This is a genomic window from Enterobacter cloacae complex sp. HYC042_NIDB (assembly GCF_056673315.1).
In genome coordinates this window covers 4481913-4501485 of the sequence record NZ_CP109650.1, presented here as the reverse complement: position 1 = coordinate 4501485, position 19573 = coordinate 4481913, and the positions used below count along the sequence as shown (strand labels likewise).

Below are 19573 nucleotides of genomic sequence, written 5' to 3'. Positions count from 1 at the left end.
AAGGTTGGAAGATCAGCCGTGAAACGCGTTGCGGGGCATGATATTGACCGTCTCATGCAGTTCTGACCACACCAGCACCACGTCGCCGCTTTTCAGCTGGCGTTTTACATCGTTGACCTTTTGCTCAAGCGAACGCTCATGTTCACCATAATCGGTGCCTTCGCGTAATACAAAGCTTTCAATCAGATTATCGAGCGTTTCGGGAGCCAGATCCTGCCAGGGAATGATCATTTTGCACCATCCAGATAAGGAGTCAGCCAGTCAGGAATGCGCGCTTCCAGCCACATTTTCGGCCTGCGCAGCGTGCCGCCGATGAACCCCACGTGGCCACCATGTTCGGTCAGCTGGTAGTGAACGTTGTCAGGCAGGAATTCCTGCGCGGGAATAGAGTGATGATCCATGAACGGGTCATCTTTGGCGTGAATGATCAGCGTCGGCTGCGTGATTTTGCTGAGCAGCGGCATGGCGCTGCACTGTCGGTAATAGTCGATAGCATCGGCGAAGCCGTGAATTTTGGCGGTGATCAGATCGTCGAATTCGCGGATGCAGCGAACCTTTTTCAGCTGGCGCAGGCTTACCGGCAGGGTATCCGGATAGGCCTTCAGCTTTCGCGCCGCGTTGGCTTTCAGCAGGTTGAGCAGATAGCGCTGATAGACGCGAGAAAAGCCTTTTTCCATGTGGTAGCTGCACTGCTCCAGCATAAACGGTGCGGAGACAATCACTGCCGCATTCAGCGGTACGCTTTCGCCCTCTTTGGCCAGCAGACAGGCGAGCATATTACCGCCCAGCGAGTAGCCCACGGCGGCCGTTGGCGCGGCGCCATAATTTTCCCGCAGCCAGTGCAGAAACCACGTGCCATCTTCGGTTTCACCCGAGTGATAAATGCGTTTCTGACGATTCGGCTCGCCGCTACAGCCGCGAAAATGCATCACCACGCCGAGCCAGCCGCGCGCTTTGGCGGCCTCAATTAACCCATGCGCATACGGACTGTGCAGGCTGCCTTCTAAACCGTGAAAAACCACCAGACGCGGCTTATGAAGAGCCTGTTCCGGCGCTTCGCTCCAGGCGAGATCCAGAAAATCACCGTCCGGCAGATCGAGCCGTTGCCAGTGCGGAGTGAACTGGACCTTGCGGCGGATCAGCCGCGGCAGCATGGTCTGCAAATGGCAGTTGGTCACGCCGCGCATGGGCACGAACTCGGTGCTGTCTTCGGCTGTAATGTCGAAGTCTGATGGAATGATTTGGGTCATAAGGACGATGCTGATTCTTGTCAGAAATTCACTATACCTTCCGAATTGTACCCCGTTTAGCCTGGATTTCCGAACCAGAGATAGATTCCGTTCGCACAACGGGGTAAAAATTCAGTCTGCCTGCAGCATCGCTTCCAGCTGTTCCTGGGCATCCAGCCATGCCATTTCGCACTCTTCGAGGCTGGATTTAGCTTTCGCCTGCGTTTGCAGACAATCCGTTAGCTCCGCTTTACGGCTCTGATCGTACAGGTCGCTGTCGCCCAGCTTCTCTTCGACGGCGGCAAGCGTGGCGTTGAGCTTTTCCATCTCTTTTTCAAGACGGGCAATCTCTTTACGCAGCGGCTGGGTCTGGGTGCGCAGTTCCGCTTCGCGGCGCTTCTGGTCTTTACGCGACTGTGCGCTGTTGACGTTGTCTTTCGCTGACTCTTCCGGCTGGTTTTCCTGCTTTTGTACGTCCGTCAGCCACTGCTGGTAGTCTTCAAGATCGCCGTCGAACGGTTCGACTTTGCCGCCGTGTACCAGGTAGAGATCGTCGGTGGTGGAGCGGATCAGGTGGCGATCGTGCGACACGACAACCAGTGCGCCTTCGAACTCAATCAGCGCTTCGGTCAGCGCCTGACGCATGTCGAGATCCAGGTGGTTGGTCGGTTCATCGAGCAGCAGCAGGTTGGGTCTCTGCCAGACGATCAGCGCCAGCACCAGACGGGCTTTTTCGCCGCCCGAGAAACGCTCGGTGTTTTCGGTCACCTTATCGCCCTGGAAGCCGAAGCCGCCGAGGTAGTCGCGCAGCTTCTGCTCCATTTCCTGCGGCGCAAGACGCGCCAGATGCTGAATCGGGGATTCATCCGCGCGTAAAAATTCCAGCTGATGCTGGGCGAAATAGCCAAGCTTAATGCCCTTCGCCAGGCCGATTTCACCGCTGGTTGGGTTAAGCTCGCCCGCGAGCAGCTTAATTAATGTTGATTTACCGGCGCCGTTGCGCCCCAGCAGGCCAATGCGCGAACCCGGCACCAGGTTAAGCTTGATAGAGTCGAGGATGATGCGATCCCCATAACCCGCGCTGACCTTTTCCATCTTCAGAAGCGGGTTCGGCAGGCTTTCCGGCGCGCGGAAGCTGAAGTGGAACGGGTTGTCCACGTGCGCCGGGGCAATCATCTCCATGCGTTCCAGCATCTTGATGCGGCTCTGGGCCTGCTTGGCTTTTGACGCTTTAGCTTTGAAGCGATCCACGAAGCTCTGCAGGTGCGCCACGCGCTGCTGTTGGCTTTCATACATCGACTGCTGCTGGGCAAGGCGCGTCGCGCGCTGGCGCTCGAAAGAGCTGTAGTTGCCGGTGTACTCGAACATGGTTTGCTGTTCGATATGAATGATTTTATCCACCACCGGGTCGAGGAAGTCGCGGTCGTGGGAGATGAGAATCAGAGTGCCCTGATAGCTCTTGAGCCACTTCTCGAGCCAAATAACCGCATCGAGATCGAGGTGGTTGGTCGGTTCATCGAGCAGGAGCAGGTCTGAGCGGCAGATCAGCGCCTGCGCCAGGTTGAGGCGCATGCGCCAGCCGCCGGAGAAGTCGCTGACCGGGCGTTCAAGCTGTTCATTGCTGAAGCCCAGGCCGTGCAGCAGGCTGGAGGCGCGGGAGCGAATGGTCCACGCGTCGATGGCGTCCAGCTTGCCGTGAACGGTAGCGATGGCGTGACCGTCGTTGCGCTCGTTGGCCGCGTTGAGTTCCGCTTCGAGCTTACGGTATTCGCGATCGCCGTCGATAACATAGTCGAGCGCCGGTTCGCTCAGGGCTGGCGTCTCCTGGTTTACCCACGCGAGCTGCCAGTTCCCCGGGAAGGTAAAGTTACCGCCATCCGCGCTAATCTCGTTTTTCAGCAGCGCCAGCAGGGTGGATTTACCGCAGCCGTTTTTGCCGACCAGACCCACTTTCTGGCCCGGGTTGATGGTAGCAGTGGCGTTATCCAGCAGGACGCGCACGCCGCGACGAATTTGTAACGAGGAGAAAACAATCATAGAAGCGCCGTATGTTCCGACTATGTTAATTTGTCATTATGATAATGTAAGGTGTGGGCCATTTTCCCCACCGGGCCGCCATGGTAGCCCAAAACGACAACAATACACAAAAACAGAACCGGGAGGGGAGTGATGTCTCAGACAGCGAAAGTGCTGCTGCTGTATGCCCATCCGGAATCTCAGGACTCGGTGGCGAACCGGGTGCTGCTTAAGCCGGCCACACAGCTCAGTAACGTCACGGTGCACGATCTCTACGCGCACTATCCTGATTTCTTTATCGATATTCCTTACGAGCAGGAACTACTGCGTCAGCACGACGTGATTGTGTTCCAGCATCCGCTTTATACCTACAGCTGTCCGGCGCTGCTGAAAGAGTGGCTGGACCGCGTGCTGAGCCGGGGCTTCTCCAGCGGGGTGGGGGGCAACCAGCTGGCGGGAAAGTACTGGCGCAGTGTGATCACCACCGGTGAACCCGAAAGCGCTTACCGTCACGACGGGCTGAACCGCTATCCCATGAGCGACATCCTGAGGCCGTTCGAGCTGACGGCGGCCATGTGCCGCATGCACTGGATGAGCCCGATTATTGTTTACTGGGCGCGGCGTCAGGATCCGAAAGCGCTCGCAAGCCACGCCAGAGCCTACGGCGAATGGCTGGCATCACCGATTCCGGCAGGAGGTCGTTAATGGAAGGATCGAATTTACTCCTCGCCGGGGTGTTGTTTTTATTTGCCGCCGTCGTCGCGGTGCCGCTTGCCGCCCGTATCGGCATCGGGGCGGTGCTGGGGTATTTGCTCGCGGGGATCGCCATTGGCCCATGGGGACTGGGTTTCATCAGCGACGTGGATGAAATTCTCCACTTCTCGGAGCTCGGCGTGGTGTTTCTGATGTTCATCATCGGTCTCGAACTGAACCCCTCGAAGCTGTGGCAGCTTCGACGCTCTATCTTTGGCGTGGGCGCCGCGCAGGTGCTGTTTAGCGCCGCGATTCTGGCTGGCCTGTTAATGCTGACCAACTTTTCCTGGCAGGCGGCGGTGATTGGCGGGATTGGTCTCGCAATGTCGTCGACGGCGATGGCGCTGCAGCTGATGCGCGACAAGGGGATGAACCGCAATGAAGCCGGACAGCTGGGCTTTTCGGTGCTGTTGTTCCAGGATTTAGCGGTGATCCCGGCGCTGGCACTGGTGCCGCTGCTGGCGGGCTCGGGCGACGATCACTTCGACTGGGCAAAAATTTCCATGAAGGTGCTGGCCTTCGCGGGCATGCTGATTGGCGGACGTTTCCTGTTACGTCCGGTGTTCCGCTTTATTGCCGCCTCGGGCGTGCGCGAGGTGTTTACCGCCGCGACGCTGCTGCTGGTGCTCGGCTCGGCGCTGTTTATGGACGCGCTGGGGCTGTCGATGGCGCTGGGCACCTTTATTGCCGGCGTGCTGCTGGCGGAGAGTGAATATCGGCACGAACTGGAAATTGCCATCGATCCCTTCAAAGGGCTGCTGTTAGGCCTGTTCTTTATTTCGGTGGGAATGGCGCTCAATCTTGGCGTGCTTTATACCCATCTGCTCTGGGTTGCGGTGAGTGTTGCGATCCTGGTGGCGGTGAAAATGCTGGTGCTGTACGTCATGGCGCGTATCTACGGGTTGCGCAGTTCGGAACGCATGCAGTTTGCCAGCGTGTTGAGCCAGGGTGGCGAGTTTGCGTTTGTGCTGTTCTCCACCGCCTCCTCCCAGAAGCTGTTTAAAGATGACCAGATGGCGCTGCTGCTGGTGACGGTAACGCTGTCGATGATGACCACGCCTCTGCTGATGAAGATGGTGGATAAACTCCTGTCGCGCCGCCTGAATCCGGCAGACGATGAAGATGAAGCGCCGTGGGTAGAAGACGATAAGCCGCAGGTGATCGTCGTGGGCTTCGGCCGCTTCGGGCAGGTGATTGGACGCCTGTTGATGGCGAACAAAATGCGCATTACGGTGCTGGAGCGCGATATCAGCGCGGTCAACCTGATGCGCAAATATGGCTACAAGGTCTATTACGGCGATGCCACTCAGCTTGAGCTTCTGCGCTCGGCCGGGGCGGAAGCCGCGGAGTCTATCGTCATCACCTGCAACGATCCGGAAGATACAATGAAGCTGGTGGAGCTATGTCAGCAGCACTTCCCGCACCTGAATATTCTGGCGCGTGCCCGGGGGCGTGTTGAAGCTCACGAATTGTTGCAGGCAGGTGTGAAACACTTCTCCCGTGAGACGTTCTCCAGTGCGCTGGAACTGGGGCGCAAGGCGTTAATCTCCCTGGGGATGCATCCTCACCAGGCGCAGCGCGCCCAGATGCACTTCCGCCGGCTGGATATGCGCATGCTGCGCGAATTAATGCCTGTGCATAGCGATACGGCGCAGATCTCCCGCGTGCGGGAAGCGCGGCGCGAGCTGGAGGAGATCTTTCAGCGAGAGATGCAGCAGGAACGACGCCAGCTCGACGGCTGGGATGAATTTGAATAAAGGGTAACGAAAGATGGCTGTACGTAAACGCTTTATCGCGGGTGCAAAGTGCCCGTCTTGCCAGGCTCAAGATACGCTGGCCATGTGGCGCGAAAATAATATTGATATAGTTGAGTGCGTTAAGTGCGGTCACCAGATGCGTGAGGCCGACAAAGAAGCACGCGATCACGTTCGCAAAGAAGAGCAAGTGATCGGCATTTTTCATCCAGACTAGCGATATGCTCTGAGTTTTTTTAAGCTTAAGGGTACACGGGTGCAGATTTCCGCTACAATCTGCGCCAGCAATTTTCCCACGCTCAGGAGATATCATGAAAGTAGCAAAAGACCTGGTGGTCAGCCTGGCCTATCAGGTACGTACAGAAGACGGTGTGTTGGTTGATGAGTCTCCGGTGAGTGCGCCGCTGGACTACCTGCATGGTCACGGTTCCCTGATTTCCGGCCTGGAAACTGCGCTGGAAGGTCATGAAGTTGGCGATAAATTCGACGTTGCTGTAGGCGCGAACGACGCTTACGGTCAGTATGACGACAACCTGGTTCAGCGCGTTCCTAAAGACGTGTTCATGGGCGTTGACGAGCTGCAGGTTGGCATGCGCTTCCTGGCTGAAACTGACCAGGGGCCGGTTCCTGTTGAAATCACTGAAGTTGAAGACGACCACGTTGTGGTTGACGGCAACCACATGCTGGCTGGCCAGAACCTGAAGTTCAACGTAGAAGTTGTTGCGATCCGTGAAGCGACCGAAGAAGAGCTGGCTCATGGCCACGTTCACGGTGCGCATGGTCACGACCATGATCACGATCACGGCCACGACGGCTGCTGCGGTGGTCACGGCCACGACCATGGTCATGACCACGGCCACGGTAAAGGTGGTTGCGGCAACGGCGGCTGCGGTTGCCACTAATTCCGTCATGCGGAAAATAAAAAAGCGGGATAATCCCGCTTTTTTTACGCCTCAATAATGAGGTGGTGGCGTCTCTTCCGACTGAGAGGCAATATTTGACGGCTGCGTCGCCTTCAGCTTTTCCGTAAGCAGGCGCATATGATCCCGCAGTTTCGCCATTTCGAGTTCGTGCGCGGTCACGGTCTGGTTAAGCTCTTCGATGGTGATGTCCTGAAAAGCCAGGCGGCTTTCCAGCTCAGCCATTCTCGCTTCTATCATTGTGTCCTTCATCATTCACCTCGTTTATATCTGATACGCCATATTGGCCCAGCGGCGGCGCAGTTTAACTGAGTTTATCCTTAAGTGCAGTCTCTATCCCGTTGGCAAGAAACTTATTTAAACAAAAATAGTCTGAAAAGTGGCGAGAATTGGAAGTGTCTGTCTGTAGATTTCTTCCGCAACGTTTTATAGTACGTCACTCATTTACGTTTAACGCTGGGGTGAGAGTCCCCAGGCCCTGGAGATATGGATGAAATCACTGTTTAAAGTAACGCTGCTGGCGACGACGATGGCTGTTGCACTGAACGCGCCGCTGTCATTCGCTGCTGATACTGCTGCGAAGCCTGCTGCCACTGCAGACAGCAAAGCGGCGTTCAAAAATGACGACCAGAAATCCGCCTACGCACTGGGCGCATCTCTGGGCCGCTACATGGAAAACTCTCTGAAAGAACAAGAGAAACTGGGCATCAAACTGGACAAAGCCCAGCTGATCGCGGGTGTTCAGGACGCTTTTGCTGATAAGAGCAAACTGTCTGACCAGGAAATCGAACAGACTCTGCAGGCGTTCGAAGCGCGCGTTAAGGGTGCCGCTCAGACCAAGATGGAAGCGGACGCTAAAGACAACGAAGCGAAAGGCAAAGCCTACCGCGACACCTTTGCTAAAGAGAAGGGTGTGAAAACCTCTTCTACTGGTCTGGTGTACAAAGTTGAGAAAGAAGGTACTGGTGATGCGCCTAAAGACAGCGACACCGTTGTGGTGAACTACAAAGGTACGCTGATCGACGGTAAAGAGTTCGACAACTCTTACACCCGTGGTGAACCTCTTTCCTTCCGTCTTGACGGTGTGATCCCAGGCTGGACTGAAGGCCTGAAAAACATCAAAAAAGGCGGCAAAATCAAGCTGGTTATCCCACCGGATCTGGCCTATGGCAAAACTGGCGTCCCGGGTATCCCGGCTAACTCCACGCTGGTCTTCGACGTAGAGCTGCTGGACATCAAACCAGCGCCGAAAGCGGATGCGAAACCGGAAGCGCAGGCAGATCAGAAAGCTGCGACAGACGCTAAGAAGTAATGTGATGCAAACCGCCGCCTTTTAAGGCGGCGGTTTTTTATTGTGGGGCAGATATAATTAACACTGGAAAGCGTTAGGCACGCTGTATTAATTTAGTTGTCCGTGTAGATAATGAGCCTGCCCTGAAAACCTAACGACAGGCTCCTGAAAAGGAGTGTTTTTTTCATGTCCAGGTCGCTTTTAACCAACGAAACCAGTGAACTTGATTTGCTGGATCAACGTCCTTTTGACCAGACCGACTTCGATATTCTGAAATCCTATGAAGCGGTAGTGGACGGGTTAGCGATGCTCATTGGTTCCCACTGCGAAATCGTATTGCACTCCCTGCAAGATCTTAAGTGTTCCGCCATCCGCATTGCTAATGGTGAGCATACCGGCCGTAAAATTGGTTCGCCAATTACCGACCTTGCATTGCGTATGTTGCATGACATGACCGGCGCGGACAGCAGCGTCTCAAAATGTTATTTCACCCGCGCCAAAAGCGGCGTGCTGATGAAATCAGAAACCATCGCGATTCGAAATCGCGAGCATCGTGTGATTGGGCTGCTGTGCATCAACATGAACCTTGATGTGCCATTCTCGCAGATCATGAGCACCTTTATTCCGCCAGAAACGCCAGACGTTGGCTCTTCTGTTAACTTTGCCTCCTCCGTTGAAGATCTCGTCACGCAGACGCTTGAGTTCACCATTGAAGAGGTCAATGCTGACCGCAACGTATCGAACAACGCCAAGAATCGCCAGATCGTACTCAATCTCTACGAGAAAGGGATTTTCGACATTAAAGATGCCATCAACCAGGTGGCCGATCGTCTGAACATCTCCAAGCATACGGTTTACCTCTACATCCGTCAGTTCAAAAGCGGCGATTTCGTGGGGCAAGATAAGTAATGCGTTTTGCATTAATGGTGACGGGCCCGGCGTATGGGACTCAACAGGCCAGCAGCGCGCTGCAGTTTGCGCATGCGCTGCTGGCGGCCGGACACGAACTGGCGAGCGTCTTCTTCTATCGGGAAGGGGTGTATAACGCGAACCAGTTTACGTCGCCGGCGAGCGACGAGTTTGATCTGGTCCGCGCCTGGCAGGCGTTAAATGAAAAGCAGGGCGTTGAACTGCATATCTGCGTGGCGGCGGCGCTGCGTCGCGGCGTGACGGATGCAGCCGAAGCCGAGCGCCTGGGATTATCAGGCGCTAACCTGCAGCCTGGTTTTTCGTTGAGTGGTCTGGGCGCATTGGCTCAGGCGGCGTTAACCTGCGACAGAGTGGTGCAATTCTGATGAAGCGTGTGGCATTTGTTTTTACTTCTGCGCCGCACGGCAGCACCTCTGGCCGGGAAGGCCAGGATGCGCTGCTTGCGACATCGGCGTTAACAGAAGATATCGGTGTCTTCTTTCTGGGGGACGGCGTGCTTCAGCTTCTGGCGGGCCAACAGCCGCAGGCCATTCTGGCGCGCGACTACATCGCCACCTTTAAAGTGCTGCCGCTTTACGATATCGAAACCTGCTATGTCTGTGCCGACTCTTTAACGGCGCGCGGTTTAAGCGATAAGACGCCTTTTGTGCTGGATGTGACGACCTTACCTGCCGCAGCACTCCGTGAACAACTCTCCCACTACGACACCATTCTGACTTTCTGAGGCTTCCATGCTCCATATTCTCAGCCATTCACCATGGCAATGTGATATCGACACGCTGTTGAGCATGCTGCGCGAAGGTGACGATCTGCTGCTGATTCAGGATGGCGTGCTCGCTGCGCTTGAAGGCGGCCGTTTCGTTGAAATTCTCACGAACGCCCCCATAACGGTCTCTGCGCTGAAGGACGATCTGGATGCGCGGGGTCTTTCTGGTCAAATTTCAGCCAAAATTGACGTGGTTGGCTATACTGATTTCGTCAATCTTACTGTGACGCACGCCAGTCAAATGAACTGGTGATTTGAGATCGCTGTATATTTCTTGACACCTTTTCGACGTAGCCCTAAAATTTCGCGTCCTCATATTGTATGAGGTCGTTTTATTACGTGTTTACGAAGCAAAAGCTAAAACCAGGAGCTATTTAATGGCAACAGTTAACCAGCTGGTACGCAAACCACGTGCACGCAAAGTTGCAAAAAGCAACGTGCCTGCGCTGGAAGCCTGCCCGCAGAAACGTGGCGTATGTACTCGTGTATATACCACCACTCCTAAAAAACCAAACTCCGCACTGCGTAAAGTATGCCGTGTGCGTTTGACTAACGGTTTCGAAGTGACTTCCTACATCGGTGGTGAAGGTCACAACCTGCAGGAGCACTCCGTGATCCTGATCCGTGGCGGTCGTGTTAAAGACCTTCCGGGTGTTCGTTACCACACCGTTCGTGGTGCGCTGGACTGCTCAGGTGTTAAAGACCGTAAGCAGGCTCGCTCCAAGTACGGCGTGAAGCGTCCTAAGGCTTAATGGTTCTCCGTTAAGTAAGGCCAAACTGATTTATCTTAATGTCAAACTAAACTCGTAGAGTTTTGGACAATCCTGAATTAACAACGGAGTATTCCCATGCCACGTCGTCGCGTCATTGGTCAGCGTAAAATTCTTCCAGATCCGAAGTTCGGATCAGAACTGCTGGCAAAATTTGTAAATATCCTGATGGTAGATGGTAAAAAATCTACTGCAGAAGCAATCGTATACAGCGCGCTGGAGACCCTGGCTCAGCGTTCTGGTAAAAATGAACTGGAAGCTTTCGAAGTCGCTCTCGACAACGTTCGCCCAACTGTAGAAGTTAAGTCCCGCCGCGTTGGTGGTTCTACTTATCAGGTTCCAGTTGAAGTTCGTCCGGTTCGTCGTAATGCCCTGGCAATGCGTTGGATCGTTGAAGCTGCTCGTAAACGCGGTGATAAATCCATGGCTCTGCGTCTGGCGAACGAACTTTCTGATGCTGCAGAAAACAAAGGTACTGCAGTTAAGAAACGTGAAGACGTTCACCGTATGGCAGAAGCCAACAAGGCGTTCGCACACTACCGTTGGTAATCCCTTCGGAGTATTAGTCACCAGGCGGGCGCTTCAGAGAAGCTGCCCGCTCTGGGTAACTTAACTGAACGCCTAAAGAAACAAACGAGGAATCAAATGGCTCGTACAACACCCATCGCACGCTACCGTAACATCGGTATCAGTGCGCACATCGACGCCGGTAAGACCACTACTACCGAACGTATTCTGTTCTACACCGGTGTAAACCATAAAATCGGTGAAGTTCATGACGGCGCAGCCACCATGGACTGGATGGAACAGGAGCAGGAGCGTGGTATTACCATCACCTCCGCAGCGACTACTGCATTCTGGTCAGGTATGGCTAAGCAGTACGAACCGCATCGCGTAAACATCATCGACACCCCGGGCCACGTTGACTTCACCATCGAAGTAGAACGTTCCATGCGTGTTCTTGACGGCGCGGTAATGGTTTATTGCGCAGTTGGTGGTGTTCAGCCACAGTCTGAAACCGTATGGCGTCAGGCGAACAAATATAAAGTTCCACGCATCGCGTTCGTTAACAAAATGGACCGTATGGGTGCTAACTTCCTGAAAGTTGTTGGCCAGATCAAAACCCGTCTGGGCGCGAACCCTGTTCCGCTGCAGCTGGCAATTGGTGCTGAAGAAGGCTTCACCGGCGTTATCGACCTGGTGAAAATGAAAGCCATCAACTGGAACGATGCAGACCAGGGCGTTACCTTCGAATACGAAGATATCCCGGCTGAGATGCAGGACCTGGCTGACGAATGGCACCAGAACCTGATCGAATCCGCTGCTGAAGCTTCTGAAGAGCTGATGGAGAAATACCTGGGTGGTGAAGAACTGTCTGAAGAAGAGATCAAAAAAGCTCTGCGTCAGCGCGTTCTGAACAACGAAATCATCCTGGTAACCTGTGGTTCTGCGTTCAAGAACAAAGGTGTTCAGGCGATGCTGGATGCGGTAGTTGACTACCTGCCATCCCCGGTTGACGTTCCTGCGATCAACGGCATCCTGGACGACGGTAAAGATACTCCGGCTGAGCGTCACGCAAGTGATGACGAGCCGTTCTCTGCACTGGCGTTCAAAATTGCTACCGACCCATTCGTGGGTAACCTGACCTTCTTCCGCGTTTACTCTGGTGTGGTTAACTCTGGTGACACCATCCTGAACTCCGTGAAAGCGGCGCGTGAACGTTTTGGCCGTATCGTACAGATGCACGCTAACAAACGTGAAGAGATCAAAGAAGTTCGTGCGGGCGACATCGCTGCAGCTATCGGTCTGAAAGACGTGACCACTGGTGACACCCTGTGTGACCCGGATCACCCGATCATTCTGGAGCGTATGGAATTCCCTGAGCCGGTAATCTCCATCGCGGTTGAACCAAAAACCAAAGCTGACCAGGAAAAAATGGGTCTGGCTCTGGGCCGTCTGGCGAAAGAAGACCCATCATTCCGCGTATGGACTGATGAAGAATCTAACCAGACCATCATCGCTGGTATGGGTGAACTGCACCTGGACATCATCGTTGACCGTATGAAGCGTGAATTCAACGTTGAAGCGAATGTGGGTAAACCTCAGGTTGCTTACCGCGAAGCGATTCGCGCGAAAGTTACCGATGTTGAAGGTAAACACGCTAAGCAGTCTGGTGGTCGCGGTCAGTACGGTCACGTTGTGATCGACATGTACCCACTGGAGCCGGGCTCTAACCCGAAAGGTTACGAGTTCATCAACGACATCAAAGGTGGTGTAATTCCTGGCGAATACATCCCAGCCGTTGATAAAGGCATCCAGGAACAGCTGAAAGCGGGCCCTCTGGCTGGCTATCCGGTTGTTGACATGGGTATCCGTCTGCACTTCGGTTCTTACCACGACGTTGACTCCTCTGAACTGGCGTTTAAACTGGCTGCGTCTATTGCCTTTAAAGAAGGCTTTAAGAAAGCAAAACCAGTTCTGCTTGAGCCAATCATGAAGGTTGAAGTAGAAACTCCTGAAGAGAACACCGGTGACGTTATCGGTGACTTGAGCCGTCGTCGCGGTATGCTGCGTGGTCAGGAATCCGAAGTAACTGGCGTTAAGATCCACGCTGAAGTTCCGCTGTCTGAAATGTTCGGATATGCAACTCAGCTGCGTTCTCTGACCAAAGGTCGTGCATCATACACCATGGAATTCCTGAAGTATGATGATGCGCCTAACAACGTTGCTCAGGCCGTTATTGAAGCCCGTGGTAAGTAATCCACAGGATTAAAACCTAAGTCCCGTGCTCTCTCCAGAGGGGAGAGCACTATAGTAAGGAATATAGCCGTGTCTAAAGAAAAATTTGAACGTACAAAACCGCACGTCAACGTTGGTACTATCGGCCACGTTGACCATGGTAAAACTACCCTGACCGCTGCAATCACTACCGTTCTGGCTAAAACCTACGGTGGTTCTGCTCGTGCATTCGACCAGATCGATAACGCGCCAGAAGAAAAAGCTCGTGGTATCACCATCAACACCTCTCACGTTGAGTACGACACCCCGACTCGCCACTACGCACACGTAGACTGCCCAGGCCACGCCGACTATGTTAAAAACATGATCACCGGTGCTGCGCAGATGGACGGCGCGATCCTGGTTGTTGCTGCGACTGACGGCCCAATGCCTCAGACTCGTGAGCACATCCTGCTGGGTCGTCAGGTAGGCGTTCCTTTCATCATCGTGTTCCTGAACAAATGCGACATGGTTGATGACGAAGAGCTGCTGGAACTGGTAGAGATGGAAGTTCGTGAACTGCTGTCTCAGTACGATTTCCCGGGCGATGACACTCCAATCGTTCGCGGTTCCGCGCTGAAAGCGCTGGAAGGCGAAGCAGAGTGGGAAGCGAAAATCATCGAACTGGCTGGCTTCCTGGATTCTTACATCCCAGAACCAGAGCGTGCGATTGACAAGCCATTCCTGCTGCCAATCGAAGACGTATTCTCCATCTCCGGTCGTGGTACCGTTGTTACCGGTCGTGTAGAGCGCGGTATCATCAAAGTTGGTGAAGAAGTTGAAATCGTTGGTATCAAAGAGACTGCGAAGTCTACCTGTACTGGCGTTGAAATGTTCCGCAAACTGCTGGACGAAGGCCGTGCTGGTGAGAACGTTGGTGTTCTGCTGCGTGGTATCAAACGTGAAGAAATCGAACGTGGTCAGGTTCTGGCGAAGCCAGGCTCAATCAAGCCACACACCAAGTTCGAATCTGAAGTGTACATTCTGTCCAAAGACGAAGGCGGCCGTCATACTCCGTTCTTCAAAGGCTACCGTCCACAGTTCTACTTCCGTACAACTGACGTGACCGGTACCATCGAACTGCCAGAAGGCGTAGAGATGGTAATGCCAGGCGACAACATCAAGATGGTTGTGACTCTGATCCACCCAATCGCGATGGACGACGGTCTGCGTTTCGCAATCCGTGAAGGCGGCCGTACCGTTGGCGCGGGCGTTGTTGCTAAAGTTCTGGGCTAATTAATTATCCCTGAATAAAAAAGGACGCTTCGGCGTCCTTTTTTGTTTTCTGTACCTTTCCTTGTCACAAAATTTCGCATTTTTTAACCGCTCCCGGCCCGTATCCTGGCGTATGTGCTATTGTAATCATAACCATTCTCACTTACACTTTGCGCATATTTTGAACGGGAGTCTCTATGTACGTTTGTTTATGTAATGGTGTAAGCGACAAGAAAATTCGTCAGGCCGTTCGCCAGTTTCAGCCACAATCTTTCCAGCAGCTTCGCAAATTTGTTCCGGTGGGAAATCAATGCGGTAAATGCGTTCGCGCAGCGCGTGAGATCATGCAGGACGAACTGATGCAGATCCCGGAATTCAAAGAGATCGCGTAAGCCCCTATCTTTTTTTTGACATCCCCGTAGCCCGTTCTACGCTTCAATGAGTGGAAGCGGAGGGACTATATAATGAAAGGTGATGTTAAAATCATAAGTTATCTCAATAAATTATTGGGAAATGAGCTTGTCGCAATCAACCAGTACTTTCTTCACGCGAGAATGTTTAAAAACTGGGGTCTGACACGTCTGAATGACGTTGAGTACCATGAATCTATAGATGAGATGAAACACGCTGATAAATACATCGAGCGTATCTTATTCCTTGAAGGCATCCCAAACCTGCAGGATCTCGGCAAGCTGGGCATCGGTGAGGATGTCGAAGAGATGCTGCGTTCTGACCTCCGGCTGGAGCTGGAAGGTGCGAAAGATCTGCGCGAAGCCATTGCTTATGCTGACAGCGTCCATGACTATGTGAGCCGCGATATGATGATCCAGATCCTTGCCGATGAAGAAGGCCACATTGACTGGCTGGAAACCGAGCTGGATCTCATTAGCAAAATTGGCCTTCAAAACTACCTACAGTCTCAGATCAAAGTGGAAAATTAATCAGATTTTCCCATCCAACGCATAAACCCGCTGCTGCCAGAAATGGTCCAAAAGGCAGTGGGTTTTTTAATGCTCCTTTATCTGAGGTGAGAAATGAAAAAACAAGAATGCAAAGCAGCGCCACAAGCGCGGCGAGTAACGCCAGTTTAGGCAGTATGCACCAGCCATGCCACGCACCAAGTCCTGCCAGATACTTCACATCGCCATATCCCATTCCTTCCCGCCGGCAGATAAGCCGATAGCCCCAGTAAATCGTGGCAAAACCAAGATATCCAGCCACCGCTCCCATTACGGCACTCGGCAGAAAATCAGGATGGATAAAGACCTGGTAGAGCAGGCCCGTCCAGAGCAACGGGCAGAGAAATTTATCGGGCAGCAAACCGTCGCGAATATCAGCGCGTACGAGTAAGGCCGTCAGAGAAAAATAGATCATCAGGAAGGGGAGGGTGGTTAGCATGGAAAAGGCCTCAAAAGGTTTTGAGCGCATACTCGTTACAATCTGCCTGTCCGGCAACGCACAAAAACAGCAATTGCGTAGCGGCTTCAAATAAAAAAATTCAGAAAGGATATACGGCGTAAAAAGTTGCGCAGTCCTACGCATACTGAGCCTTTGACGCTTAATTTCTAAACGGCACTTGCGTCTTTCTCTGATTTACGTATAATGCGCGGGCTTGTCGTAATTGACGGCGGGTTCAATCAGAACCAGAGTAGCTCATTTTGTTACTCAACAATGCTCCCAATTGGGGGGCTACGTAAGAACGGTTACACTCTCCCATCAATCGTAATGGGTTTGAGGAGTAATCATTTTCGTTTATAAAATAATTGGAGCTCTGGTCTCATGCAGAACCAAAGAATCCGTATCCGCCTTAAAGCGTTTGATCATCGTCTGATCGATCAATCAACCGCGGAAATCGTCGAGACTGCTAAGCGCACTGGTGCGCAAGTCCGTGGTCCGATCCCGCTGCCGACCCGCAAAGAGCGCTTCACCGTTCTGATCTCCCCGCACGTCAACAAAGACGCGCGCGATCAGTACGAAATCCGCACTCACAAGCGTCTGGTTGACATCGTTGAGCCAACTGAGAAAACCGTTGATGCTCTGATGCGTCTGGATCTGGCTGCCGGTGTAGACGTGCAGATCAGCCTGGGTTAATCAGGTCATCGAGCGATTGAGAGGTTGAAACAATGATTGGTTTAGTCGGTAAAAAAGTGGGTATGACCCGCATCTTCACTGAAGATGGCGTTTCTATCCCAGTAACCGTAATCGAAGTTGAAGCAAACCGCGTTACTCAGGTTAAAGATCTGGCTAACGATGGCTACCGCGCTATTCAGGTTACCACTGGTGCTAAAAAAGCTAACCGTGTAACCAAACCAGAAGCGGGTCACTTCGCTAAAGCTGGCGTAGAAGCTGGCCGTGGTCTGTGGGAATTCCGTCTTGCTGAAGGCGAAGAGTTCACCGTAGGTCAGGACATTAGCGTTGAGCTGTTTGCTGACGTTAAAAAAGTTGACGTAACCGGTACCTCTAAAGGTAAAGGTTTTGCTGGTACCGTTAAGCGCTGGAACTTCCGTACCCAGGACGCTACTCACGGTAACTCCTTGTCTCACCGCGTTCCGGGTTCTATCGGTCAGAACCAGACTCCGGGCAAAGTGTTCAAAGGCAAGAAAATGGCAGGTCAGCTGGGTAACGAACGTGTAACCGTTCAGAGCCTGGACGTAGTACGTGTTGACGCTGAGCGCAACCTGCTGCTGGTTAAAGGTGCGGTCCCGGGTGCAACCGGTAGCGACCTGATCGTTAAACCAGCTGTGAAGGCGTAAGGGGATAGCAATGGAATTAGTATTGAAAGACGCGCAGAGCGCGCTGACTGTTTCCGAAACTACCTTCGGTCGTGATTTCAACGAAGCGCTGGTTCACCAGGTTGTTGTTGCTTATGCAGCTGGTGCTCGTCAGGGTACTCGTGCTCAGAAGACTCGTGCTGAAGTAACTGGTTCTGGCAAAAAGCCATGGCGCCAGAAAGGTACCGGCCGTGCGCGTTCAGGTTCTATCAAGAGCCCGATCTGGCGTTCAGGTGGCGTGACCTTCGCTGCGCGTCCACAGGACCACAGTCAAAAAGTTAACAAAAAGATGTACCGCGGCGCGCTGAAAAGCATCCTGTCCGAACTGGTACGTCAGGATCGTCTGATCGTTGTCGAGAAGTTCTCTGTTGAAGCGCCTAAAACTAAGCTGCTGGCACAGAAACTGAAAGACATGGCTCTGGAAGATGTGCTGATCATCACCGGTGAGCTGGACGAGAACCTGTTCCTGGCCGCACGTAACCTGCACAAGGTTGACGTACGCGATGCGACTGGTATCGACCCGGTTAGCCTGATCGCCTTCGACAAAGTCGTAATGACTGCTGATGCTGTTAAGCAAGTTGAGGAGATGCTGGCATGATTCGTGAAGAACGTCTGCTGAAGGTGCTTCGCGCACCGCACGTTTCTGAAAAAGCGTCTACTGCGATGGAAAAAACAAACACCATCGTTCTCAAAGTTGCTAAAGACGCGACCAAAGCAGAGATCAAAGCTGCTGTGCAGAAACTGTTTGAAGTCGAAGTCGAAGTCGTTAACACCCTGGTAGTTAAAGGGAAAGTTAAACGTCACGGACAGCGTATCGGTCGTCGTAGCGACTGGAAAAAAGCTTACGTCACCCTGAAAGAAGGCCAGAACCTGGACTTCGTTGGCGGCGCTGAGTAAGTCGGAGGAGTAATACAATGGCAGTTGTTAAATGTAAACCGACATCTCCGGGTCGTCGCCACGTAGTTAAAGTGGTTAACCCTGAGCTGCACAAGGGCAAACCTTTTGCTCCGTTGCTGGAAAAAAACAGCAAATCCGGTGGTCGTAACAACAATGGCCGTATCACCACTCGTCACATCGGTGGTGGCCACAAGCAGGCTTATCGTATTGTTGACTTCAAACGCAACAAAGACGGTATCCCAGCAGTTGTTGAACGTCTTGAGTACGATCCGAACCGTTCCGCGAACATCGCGCTGGTTCTGTACAAAGACGGCGAACGCCGTTACATCCTGGCCCCTAAAGGCCTGAAAGCTGGCGACCAGATTCAGTCTGGCGTTGATGCTGCAATCAAAGCAGGCAACACCCTGCCGATGCGCAATATCCCGGTTGGTTCTACCGTTCATAACGTAGAAATGAAACCAGGTAAAGGCGGTCAGCTGGCACGTTCCGCTGGTACTTACGTTCAGATCGTTGCGCGTGACGGTGCTTATGTCACCCTGCGTCTGCGTTCTGGTGAAATGCGTAAAGTCGAAGCAGACTGCCGCGCTACTCTGGGCGAAGTTGGCAATGCTGAGCATATGCTGCGCGTTCTGGGTAAAGCTGGTGCTGCACGCTGGCGTGGTGTTCGTCCTACCGTTCGCGGTACTGCGATGAACCCAGTCGACCACCCACATGGTGGTGGTGAAGGTCGTAACTTTGGTAAGCACCCGGTAACTCCGTGGGGCGTTCAGACCAAAGGTAAGAAGACCCGCAGCAACAAGCGTACTGATAAATTTATCGTACGTCGCCGTAGCAAATAATTTTAGAGGATAAGCCATGCCACGTTCTCTCAAGAAAGGTCCTTTTATTGACCTGCACTTGCTGAAGAAGGTAGAGAAAGCGGTGGAAAGCGGAGACAAGAAGCCCCTGCGCACTTGGTCCCGTCGTTCAACGATCTTTCCTAACATGATCGGTTTGACCATCGCTGTCCATAATGGTCGTCAGCACGTTCCAGTCTTTGTTACCGACGAAATGGTTGGTCACAAACTGGGTGAATTCGCACCGACTCGTACTTATCGCGGCCACGCTGCTGATAAAAAAGCGAAGAAGAAATAAGGTAGGAGGAAGAGATGGAAACTTTAGCTCAACATCGCCATGCTCGTTCTTCTGCACAGAAGGTTCGCCTTGTTGCTGACCTGATTCGCGGTAAGAAAGTGTCGCAGGCCCTGGACATCCTGACCTATACCAACAAGAAAGCTGCGGTATTGGTCAAGAAAGTACTGGAATCTGCCATTGCTAACGCTGAACACAACGATGGCGCTGACATCGACGATCTGAAAGTCGCGAAAATTTTCGTAGATGAAGGCCCAAGCATGAAGCGCATTATGCCGCGTGCGAAAGGTCGTGCAGATCGCATCCTGAAGCGCACCAGCCACATTACTGTGGTTGTGTCCGATCGCTGAGA

At 53.1% G+C, this 19573-nt stretch carries 27 protein-coding genes; 22 read left to right on the top strand and 5 right to left on the bottom strand.

Going from position 1 to position 19573, the window contains the following annotated elements:
• Window positions 1-12: 12 nt before the first annotated feature.
• The 3 genes from OKF39_RS21620 to OKF39_RS21610 all read right to left on the bottom strand — a co-directional run bounded on the left by OKF39_RS21620 (window position 13) and on the right by OKF39_RS21610 (window position 3266).
• On the bottom strand, window positions 13-231 hold the full coding sequence (locus OKF39_RS21620; protein ID WP_013099053.1) for a YheU family protein: 219 nt from the start codon (window positions 229-231) through the stop codon (window positions 13-15).
• The gene (locus tag OKF39_RS21615; protein WP_048998964.1) at window positions 228-1250 is read right to left on the bottom strand and encodes a hydrolase; all 1023 of its coding nucleotides are present in this window, start codon (window positions 1248-1250) and stop codon (window positions 228-230) included. The genes OKF39_RS21620 and OKF39_RS21615 overlap by 4 nt, the downstream gene beginning before the upstream one ends.
• Window positions 1251-1361: 111 nt before the next feature.
• The gene (locus tag OKF39_RS21610) at window positions 1362-3266 is read right to left on the bottom strand and encodes an ABC transporter ATP-binding protein (protein ID WP_028014644.1); all 1905 of its coding nucleotides are present in this window, start codon (window positions 3264-3266) and stop codon (window positions 1362-1364) included.
• Window positions 3267-3398: 132 nt separating this feature from the next.
• Between OKF39_RS21610 and kefG the strand changes: the two genes are divergently transcribed.
• The 4 genes from kefG to slyD all read left to right on the top strand — a co-directional run bounded on the left by kefG (window position 3399) and on the right by slyD (window position 6654).
• A complete protein-coding gene (gene kefG / locus OKF39_RS21605; protein ID WP_006812200.1) occupies window positions 3399-3950 on the top strand; it encodes a glutathione-regulated potassium-efflux system ancillary protein KefG in 552 nt (183 codons plus the stop codon).
• Window positions 3950-5755, top strand: coding sequence for a glutathione-regulated potassium-efflux system protein KefB (kefB, locus tag OKF39_RS21600; protein ID WP_028014643.1), 1806 nt, complete (start codon window positions 3950-3952; stop codon window positions 5753-5755). The genes kefG and kefB overlap by 1 nt, the downstream gene beginning before the upstream one ends.
• A 13-nt stretch (window positions 5756-5768) precedes the next feature.
• Window positions 5769-5969, top strand: a complete 201-nt coding sequence (locus OKF39_RS21595; RefSeq protein ID WP_003861689.1) for a YheV family putative zinc ribbon protein — start codon at window positions 5769-5771, stop codon at window positions 5967-5969.
• 94 nt (window positions 5970-6063) lie between these two features.
• On the top strand, window positions 6064-6654 hold the full coding sequence (gene slyD / locus OKF39_RS21590) for a peptidylprolyl isomerase (RefSeq protein ID WP_003861691.1): 591 nt from the start codon (window positions 6064-6066) through the stop codon (window positions 6652-6654).
• A 51-nt stretch (window positions 6655-6705) separates the two neighbouring features.
• Here slyD and OKF39_RS21585 read toward each other — a convergent pair whose 3' ends face one another.
• The gene (locus OKF39_RS21585; RefSeq protein WP_028014642.1) at window positions 6706-6924 is read right to left on the bottom strand and encodes a protein SlyX; all 219 of its coding nucleotides are present in this window, start codon (window positions 6922-6924) and stop codon (window positions 6706-6708) included.
• Window positions 6925-7162: 238 nt separating this feature from the next.
• On the opposite strand from OKF39_RS21585, the gene fkpA reads away from it, so the two are divergent.
• The 11 genes from fkpA (at window position 7163) to bfr (ending at window position 15363) form a co-directional block, all read left to right on the top strand.
• Entirely contained in the window at window positions 7163-7984 is an 822-nt protein-coding gene (fkpA, locus tag OKF39_RS21580; protein ID WP_023331457.1) for an FKBP-type peptidyl-prolyl cis-trans isomerase, read from the top strand.
• Between the two features lie 165 nt (window positions 7985-8149).
• On the top strand, window positions 8150-8872 hold the full coding sequence (locus OKF39_RS21575) for a helix-turn-helix transcriptional regulator (RefSeq protein ID WP_014885489.1): 723 nt from the start codon (window positions 8150-8152) through the stop codon (window positions 8870-8872).
• Entirely contained in the window at window positions 8872-9258 is a 387-nt protein-coding gene (gene tusD / locus OKF39_RS21570; RefSeq protein ID WP_028014640.1) for a sulfurtransferase complex subunit TusD, read from the top strand. Before OKF39_RS21575 ends, tusD begins: the two co-directional genes overlap by 1 nt.
• On the top strand, window positions 9258-9617 hold the full coding sequence (gene tusC, locus OKF39_RS21565) for a sulfurtransferase complex subunit TusC (RefSeq protein WP_479983339.1): 360 nt from the start codon (window positions 9258-9260) through the stop codon (window positions 9615-9617). The genes tusD and tusC overlap by 1 nt, the downstream gene beginning before the upstream one ends.
• A gap of 7 nt (window positions 9618-9624) precedes the next feature.
• On the top strand, window positions 9625-9912 hold the full coding sequence (tusB, locus tag OKF39_RS21560) for a sulfurtransferase complex subunit TusB (protein ID WP_041911943.1): 288 nt from the start codon (window positions 9625-9627) through the stop codon (window positions 9910-9912).
• Window positions 9913-10036: 124 nt separating this feature from the next.
• Complete coding sequence (gene rpsL, locus OKF39_RS21555; RefSeq protein ID WP_000246815.1) at window positions 10037-10411, top strand: 30S ribosomal protein S12; 375 nt, start codon at window positions 10037-10039, stop codon at window positions 10409-10411.
• 96 nt (window positions 10412-10507) lie between these two features.
• Window positions 10508-10978 (top strand): 30S ribosomal protein S7, encoded by a 471-nt coding sequence (rpsG, locus tag OKF39_RS21550; RefSeq protein WP_003861706.1) that lies wholly within the window; start codon window positions 10508-10510, stop codon window positions 10976-10978.
• Between the two features lie 96 nt (window positions 10979-11074).
• Window positions 11075-13189 carry an elongation factor G gene (gene fusA / locus OKF39_RS21545; protein ID WP_028014637.1) on the top strand — a complete coding sequence of 705 codons (2115 nt, stop codon included), beginning with the start codon at window positions 11075-11077 and terminating at the stop codon, window positions 13187-13189.
• A gap of 69 nt (window positions 13190-13258) precedes the next feature.
• Window positions 13259-14443, top strand: a complete 1185-nt coding sequence (gene tuf / locus OKF39_RS21540; protein WP_014068448.1) for an elongation factor Tu — start codon at window positions 13259-13261, stop codon at window positions 14441-14443.
• A gap of 176 nt (window positions 14444-14619) precedes the next feature.
• On the top strand, window positions 14620-14814 hold the full coding sequence (bfd, locus tag OKF39_RS21535; RefSeq protein WP_003863268.1) for a bacterioferritin-associated ferredoxin: 195 nt from the start codon (window positions 14620-14622) through the stop codon (window positions 14812-14814).
• A gap of 72 nt (window positions 14815-14886) precedes the next feature.
• Window positions 14887-15363, top strand: a complete 477-nt coding sequence (gene bfr / locus OKF39_RS21530) for a bacterioferritin (RefSeq protein ID WP_028014636.1) — start codon at window positions 14887-14889, stop codon at window positions 15361-15363.
• On the opposite strand, the gene OKF39_RS21525 is transcribed toward bfr, so the two are convergent.
• Window positions 15347-15820, bottom strand: coding sequence for a prepilin peptidase (locus OKF39_RS21525; protein WP_059357746.1), 474 nt, complete (start codon window positions 15818-15820; stop codon window positions 15347-15349). The two genes, bfr and OKF39_RS21525, sit on opposite strands and share 17 nt — an antisense overlap.
• 381 nt (window positions 15821-16201) lie before the next feature.
• Between OKF39_RS21525 and rpsJ the strand changes: the two genes are divergently transcribed.
• The 7 genes from rpsJ to rplV are packed head-to-tail and all read left to right on the top strand — an operon-like array spanning window position 16202 to window position 19571.
• Window positions 16202-16513, top strand: coding sequence for a 30S ribosomal protein S10 (gene rpsJ, locus OKF39_RS21520; RefSeq protein ID WP_001181005.1), 312 nt, complete (start codon window positions 16202-16204; stop codon window positions 16511-16513).
• 32 nt (window positions 16514-16545) lie between these two features.
• Window positions 16546-17175: a 50S ribosomal protein L3 gene (rplC, locus tag OKF39_RS21515; protein ID WP_003863274.1), complete on the top strand. Its 630-nt coding sequence runs from the start codon at window positions 16546-16548 to the stop codon at window positions 17173-17175.
• A gap of 10 nt (window positions 17176-17185) precedes the next feature.
• On the top strand, window positions 17186-17791 hold the full coding sequence (gene rplD / locus OKF39_RS21510; RefSeq protein WP_000424395.1) for a 50S ribosomal protein L4: 606 nt from the start codon (window positions 17186-17188) through the stop codon (window positions 17789-17791).
• The gene (gene rplW / locus OKF39_RS21505; RefSeq protein ID WP_000617546.1) at window positions 17788-18090 is read left to right on the top strand and encodes a 50S ribosomal protein L23; all 303 of its coding nucleotides are present in this window, start codon (window positions 17788-17790) and stop codon (window positions 18088-18090) included. Before rplD ends, rplW begins: the two co-directional genes overlap by 4 nt.
• A 17-nt stretch (window positions 18091-18107) precedes the next feature.
• Entirely contained in the window at window positions 18108-18929 is an 822-nt protein-coding gene (gene rplB / locus OKF39_RS21500; RefSeq protein ID WP_000301859.1) for a 50S ribosomal protein L2, read from the top strand.
• A gap of 16 nt (window positions 18930-18945) precedes the next feature.
• Complete coding sequence (rpsS, locus tag OKF39_RS21495) at window positions 18946-19224, top strand: 30S ribosomal protein S19 (protein WP_001138117.1); 279 nt, start codon at window positions 18946-18948, stop codon at window positions 19222-19224.
• Between the two features lie 14 nt (window positions 19225-19238).
• Window positions 19239-19571 (top strand): 50S ribosomal protein L22, encoded by a 333-nt coding sequence (rplV, locus tag OKF39_RS21490; RefSeq protein ID WP_002919773.1) that lies wholly within the window; start codon window positions 19239-19241, stop codon window positions 19569-19571.
• Window positions 19572-19573: the final 2 nt, after the last annotated feature.